Genomic DNA, 6,607 nt, shown 5'->3' with positions numbered 1-6,607 from the left:
GAGATGTGTATAAGAGACAGGAACATAAAAATTAAATTCATTATTTTTTAGATTAAATTCTCTATAAACCAATATTCTTATAACTGAAAAAATAAATAACAATCCAATTAGTAGATTTCTAATTGCAATTGAAAATGTAAACAAAAATAATAAAGTAGTATATAAAAAAAAGATAGTATTATCTAAAGTTTTTTTGATACTCATTTCTATTTTTTCCTCCAATATTTTTCTTTAATCCATTATTTGAAAGAACAGATTCATACTGTTCAAGATAATTTTTAGCCATCAGCAAATAATTGAATTTTTCTTCAACAATTTTTCGGCAGTCTACTGGATTAATTTTTGAGATTTTATTTACAGCCTTTTTATAATCTTGATAATTGGTGCATCTAAAACCATTAATGCCATTTTTTATAATTTCTGGCATAGCTCCATTTTCACTGGTGATTACTGGAGTTCCACTCGCTAAGGCTTCTATTGTGACCAAACCGAATGGTTCTTCACATAAAGTTGGAAAAATCATTGCTTTACTCCTTGATAACAAATTATATTTCTTTGTTCCTCCTACCATCCCATGAAACTTTAGATATCTTGAAATACTAAATCTCCAACCACCTGCAATATCTAAGTTGAATTTCATATCCTTAGCAAGTTTTATAGCAAGTTTAACATTTTTAGGAGGATAACTTACTTTAGATAAAAATAAAAATCGATCACTTTTCTTTTCCTTAAAATCAAATTCTAAAGGGTCAACTCCATGATGAATATATGTAAAACGATTATTATTAAGAGCATGTTTATTACTAACAAAAATAGTATTTTCTAAAATTTCATCATCAAACTTATCTCTAGATTTACCCAACCAATGAAAAGTTATTACGTAAGGAAATTCTGGCTCTTCACTTGGATTATAATGGAAATGAACAATATCATAATCTTCTGGTAAATATTTATAAACACCATTTTCTCCTGACTTTTTCAAAATTTTTTTGATAGATTTAGGCAACTTTATTACTCTTAAATTTTCATGTTCTATAGAAGTTTTACCATCAATTAATAAAGTCACTTTATGTCCTAATTCTAATAAACCCTTTGTTAGCCAGGCAACTACTCTCTGGGTTCCACCATACTTTCTAGGAGGTATATCTCCATTACAGATTTGTACTATCTCCAATTATATCATTCCTTCATTTTCAATTCTGTCCACTACCAGATCTGGACTCAGTTCCCGCATACATTTAAAATGATCCAGCGGACATTCGTGTTCTCCACAGGGACGGCAGTTGAGCCCGGCATTCTTAATTAATATATTCTTAGCTTTACCACGGGGAGCATATTTTGTTTCATCAGAAGGGCCAAAAATTGCTGCTGTATTGGTTCCGACTGCAGCTGCTACATGAACCGGTCCGGTATCACCACTGATCACCAGCGAGGCTCTTTTTAAAATTGCAGCAAGTTCAAGCAGAGACGTTTTCCCACTTAAATTATAAATCATGTTCCTATTTTCAATTTTATTTATTATATAACTAACTCTTTCAGTATCAGAAGGGCCACCAACAAAAAGAATCTTATAGCCTCTTTCAATCAGCAGATTGGCAACTTCTGCAAAATATTCTTCGGGCCAGCGTTTTGTTTTCCAGCTGCCTCCGGTATTTAAAACAATAAATTTATCACTCAGACCAATATTCTTTATTTTTCGAGCAGCACTCTGATTATAAGTTTCATCAATTCTCAAAACCGGAAAATAATCTTCCTTAGAATCAAATTTATGTTTCTGAATTTCAAAGTTCTTCGCCAGCAATTGACTCTGCTGCATTTGATTTAAAAATTTAAGATATAATTCTATCATGTGAGAAGAATTATCTTTTTCTACTACCTCATCTAAAAATAATCCTCTACCCCTGCCACCATAGCCAATACTTTTTTCAGGTGAAATTAATTTTAAAAGCAGCGCAGTTCTCCAGTTACCCTGAATGTTAATTCCCAGCTGATAATTATTCATTCTCAATTTTTTAGCAAATTTATATGATCTGGCAGCTCTCCAGCTCTTATTATAACTGTAAACATGGTCAAGATTTGGATTAACTCTCATTAACTCAGAAAAATTACTATTTGCCACCAGATCAATCCTGGCCTCTGGAAAAAGTTTCCTCAAACCTTCAAAAAAAGGGTGGGCAAATAATAGATCACCCAGATATAAAAGATCCATAACTATTATTCTTTTACTAGTTTTCATAATAACCATTCCCCGTATAATATACAATCCAATTTTAAAGTGGAATTGAACAGATCATTTTAATGTTAATCACTTAATTTCTTTTTAGCAATCCTCAAAACCTGTTCTACACTAATTGATTTCATACACTGCATATTGCGACTGCAGTGCCTGTCCCAACAGCGAATGCATTCCAGACTATTATCCTGAATAACTGTATGGCCTTCACCAAAAGGACCATTAGTCTCCGGATCAGTAGGTCCCATCAGTGCTATCACCGGTATTCCAACCGCAGCTGCAAGATGGGTTGGGCCCGTATCTCCACCTATATATAAAGCTGCTCTTCTGTAGACTTCTGCTAATTCCTGCAGATCAGTTTTACCAGCCAGATTACTATATTTATCTTGCTCAACTGCTCCAAAACTATCTATAGCGTCCTTATCATCTCTGCTGCCTGTAAATATAACATAATATCCTTTTTTAATAAGTTCATTAGCCAGCTTAAAATAACTTTCCAAAAACCAATTTTTAGACTCCCAGTTAGTAAAAGGATTAAGAACTACAATTTTATTTTTCGCATCAATTTTATTTTCTTCAAAAAGTCGACTCACTCTACTTTTTATAACCGGAGTTAACTTAAGTCCATAGTTTATCTCATTCATTTCTGCCTCAAGAGCTCCAGCAAAATGAAGATATTTATAAATACGATGCCCCTTTTTTTCTGGAAGATCTATCTTTGCCTGATAAAATAAAGTACTTAATTCTCTCCCATCAGATGGCCCCATACGCAAATTGGGATTTACAAGAAAAGAACTTATTGCACTCTTAAAAAGGCCCTGTAAATCTAAAGTAATATCATATTTTTCAGCCCTTAATTTTTTAAAAAAAGAAAAGAATGATCTGACTCCTTTTATGAAATCTTTGTTAATTAATTTTTTCCAGCGTTTGCGCGGTAAAATAATTACATTATCTAGATACGGATTTAATTTAACCAGTGGATATGATTGCTCTTCAACAAGCCAGTCTATCTGAGCATTAGGATGTTTTTGCCTTAAAGCATAAGCTGTAGGCAAAGAATGAATAACATCTCCGATCGCACTCAATCTGACAATCAAAATCTTTTCTACCCTATTTTCTATCATAATAATCTTCTCCCTGCTTTAACAGCACATCCACCAGCTGCAGTTGTTTTTTTACCGCACCACGATTTTGATCAATTAATTCCGCTGCTTTTTCTGCTCTCTGTTTTCGGTACTGGTCATTGGCCAGCAGCTGGTAAGTCTTTTCAAAAAAATCTGCTGCATCCTCAATTTCAAATCCAACTTCATTTTCTAAAAGAAAGTCTCTTTCTTCTTTGAAATTATACATGCTCTGACCAAATAACACAACTTTAGCCCTGGCAGCTGCTTCGATTACATTATGTCCTCCCCTGTCAATTAGAGAACCTCCAATAAAAACTAAATCTGCATAAAAATAAAGCTGTGCCAGTTCGCCCATAGTATCAACAATAATAATATCCGTGTCTTCTGACAGCTGAATCATATTTCGTTTGAGATCCGAATATAAAGCTGCAGCTATTTCTCTTTTCCGACAGAGCTCCAGAATTTCTTCTCTTCTTTCGACATAGCGAGGTGCCAGTAAGAGCTTTAAATGTTTAAAATCTGTTTTAAGCTGCTGATAAAGATCGAGAATTATCTCTTCCTCTCCCTGATGGGTACTACCTGCAATAAGAACTTTTGTCTGATCAGTTATATTAAACATCTTCGTTTTTTGAAAATATTCTTCTTTCGAAGGGGGATTTAAATCAATATCATATTTTAAATTACCATTAATACAAATATGGTCTTCTGCTGCACCCAGCTCTTTAATTTTTTCTGCAGCTTCCTGGTGCTGCATGCTGAATAGATCAACTCTTTTTAACATATCATCTAAAACAGTTCCCAGATATTTATACTGGCTAAAAGAATCATCACTTATTCGACCACTTACCAGCATAATCTGACATCCACCATCATCCAGAGCTCTAATTAAATTAGGCCAGAGTTCTGTTTCAATCATAATAAATAGATCAGGTTTAAAAATTCCAACTGCTTTTTTTACAACCCAGTTTAAATCAAAGGGAAGATAAATAATTAAATCAGCTCCCTCGATTTTCTTTTTAGCCAGGTTTTTGCCACTGGCTGTCATTGTCGAAAAAATAATTCTTGCCTCTGGATATTCCTCTCTAATCTCAGCCGTCAACTTTTGTGCCGCAAGTGTTTCTCCAGCTGAAGCAGCCTGAATCCAGATAACTTGAGGAGCCGGAAATAAAAGATCCAAATTCTGATCATAAAAAGCAAAACGCTCTCTTAAATTAAGTTTTTCTCCACTTTTTTTGCTTTTGAAATAATAATAGGGAAGTAAAAAAACTGTCAGTACAGACAATAATAAATTATAAATAAAATACATATTTCTCCCCCTCATTGAGCTAAAAATTAGCCTCAAAATTTTAATTATATGTTTTCCAGCGTTTATGCAGCCACATCCAGTCAGCCGGCTCTTTTTTTATTTCTTCTTCAGTCAACTCGAGTAGCGACTTTAGTTCAGCCTTTAATTCTGCTTCCGAAGCTTCAGCCTTGATTTTGCGTGGTGGATAACATTTAAGTTTATGTTTCAGCCATCCCTGGCGGTGAAAAAAAAGAGGAACAATTGGTGCTCCCGTTCTCTGAGAAAATTTAACAGCCCCGGGAAAAGTTAAAGCAGGTCGATTAAAAAATTCAAGTTCCCAGCCATCACTTCGTGCATGCTGATCTCCCAGTATTGCCAATATCTCATTGGCTTTCAAAACTTTAAATGCCTTTCTAATTGACAGACCTTTAGGAATAATTCCGACTCCAACATTGCGGCGAATTTGATTAATCCTTTCGTTAAAAAGAGAATTATTTTGTTCCTGAGCAATTGAATGCACTTGATAACCTTTAAGAGCCAGTACTGCTCCCAGCAGCTCCCAGTTTCCTAAATGAGCTGTATAAATAATAACCCCATTTCCTTCAGCAAGTGCCTGATCTAAATACTCAAGCCCATCAAAATCAACCATCTGTTCAACATCTTGATTGCTAAAAGTATCTTCCAGCAAAAATTCAGCAAAATCATAACCCAGATTTTTATAAACTTTTTTAATCATTTTTCTGGCTTCCTCTTTATCCAACCCCAGTGCCCTTATCAAATTCTGCTGCGAATGTTTCCGCCGACCAGGAGTAATTAAATAAGCCAGACCGGCAATCAATTTCCCTAAAAATTTTCCGAAAGCAGGTGGCATTTTTTTTAATAAAAATCTAAAAATATTGTAGAAAAAAATACTAATTTTATCCTTCATATTTAGCCTCTTTTGTTCATTATAATTTTGTGATCAGAATTCAAATTTAAAAAACTTTTGCTCGTAAAAGATCCTGGAAATTCAACATAGCAACTGGCTTTCCAGCTTCTACAACAGGCAGATCATTAATCTCTTTAGATTCCATAATCTGCAGTGCCTCTGCTGCCAATTTATCCGGTGAAATCGAAATCGGATCAACTGTCATATAATCTTTAACCGGTCGATCAATAAAATCAGCAGATTTCTCTAATAGACGTCTAATATCACCATCAGTAATTATTCCTCTAAGCTTTCCATCCTGATCAACAATGGAAGTTGAACCCATCCGGCTCTCGGTCATTCTAAATAATGCTTCTCGGACTGTAGTTTCAATTTTAACCACAGGATTCTGCTCTCTGATTTTGATTACATCCTTAACCTTGGTTAACAATTTTCTTCCCAGAGAACCACCTGGATGATAAAGAGCAAAATCTTCCGGAGTAAAACCATAATAAGAAGATAAAGCGATTGCCAGTGCATCTCCCAGTGCCAGAGCAGCTGTTGTACTCGCAGTTGGAGCTAGATTATGGGGACAGGCTTCTGTAATTACATCTGCCAGCAAAACTAAATCTGCATGTTCAGCCAGAGTGGAACTGCTATCTCCAGTCAGGGCAATAAGTGTAACACCAATTCGACGCAGTGAAGGCAGTAAGGAGAGCACCTCTTCTGTTTCACCACTGTTAGATACAGCAATTACTACATCACCTGCTCTAATCATTCCCAGATCACCATGAAGAGCTTCACCAGCGTGAACAAAAAAAGCAGAAGTACCGGTGCTGGAAAAAGTAGCAGCCAGTTTCTTGGCCACCAGGCCTGTTTTCCCAACTCCAGAAAAAACAACTCTCCCCTGAGAGTCTATAATCAGCTCCATTGCTTTTCTAAAACTGCCGTCAAGCTCCTTTTTTAATTTTAAAACTGCATCTGCCTCTATCTGCAGTGCATTTTTTGCTTCAGCAAGTCCAGTTTTAAATTTCTCTTCTCTATTGCTTACAGTCATT

Annotated in this window: 6 protein-coding genes and 1 pseudogene; all 7 read right to left on the bottom strand. The window is 35.1% G+C overall.

All coding sequences use genetic code 11. The features are described from left to right. Positions 1-204 (bottom strand): hypothetical protein (locus CI949_RS04630; RefSeq protein WP_290763372.1); only part of this gene is annotated, 204 nt, incomplete at its 3' end. Further along, positions 179-1,174, bottom strand: coding sequence for a glycosyltransferase (locus tag CI949_RS04625; RefSeq protein WP_076546070.1), 996 nt, complete (start codon positions 1,172-1,174; stop codon positions 179-181). The genes CI949_RS04630 and CI949_RS04625, both read right to left, overlap by 26 nt. Next, positions 1,175-2,236: a lipopolysaccharide heptosyltransferase II gene (gene waaF, locus CI949_RS04620; RefSeq protein ID WP_114488864.1), complete on the bottom strand. Its 1,062-nt coding sequence runs from the start codon at positions 2,234-2,236 to the stop codon at positions 1,175-1,177. It lies immediately after the preceding gene. A gap of 65 nt (positions 2,237-2,301) precedes the next feature. Continuing rightward, entirely contained in the window at positions 2,302-3,357 is a 1,056-nt protein-coding gene (gene waaF / locus CI949_RS04615; protein WP_076546068.1) for a lipopolysaccharide heptosyltransferase II, read from the bottom strand. Continuing rightward, on the bottom strand, positions 3,344-4,663 hold the full coding sequence (locus tag CI949_RS04610) for a 3-deoxy-D-manno-octulosonic acid transferase (RefSeq protein WP_133529677.1): 1,320 nt from the start codon (positions 4,661-4,663) through the stop codon (positions 3,344-3,346). The genes waaF (CI949_RS04615) and CI949_RS04610 overlap by 14 nt, the downstream gene beginning before the upstream one ends. A gap of 40 nt (positions 4,664-4,703) precedes the next feature. Next, positions 4,704-5,573, bottom strand: a pseudogene (locus tag CI949_RS04605) (lysophospholipid acyltransferase family protein); the annotation flags it as partial. A 43-nt stretch (positions 5,574-5,616) separates the two neighbouring features. Next, positions 5,617-6,606, bottom strand: coding sequence for an SIS domain-containing protein (locus CI949_RS04600; protein WP_076546065.1), 990 nt, complete (start codon positions 6,604-6,606; stop codon positions 5,617-5,619). Position 6,607: the final 1 nt, after the last annotated feature.

The organism is Halanaerobium sp., from assembly GCF_003070835.1.
This window is presented reverse-complemented; position numbering and strand designations above follow the sequence as displayed.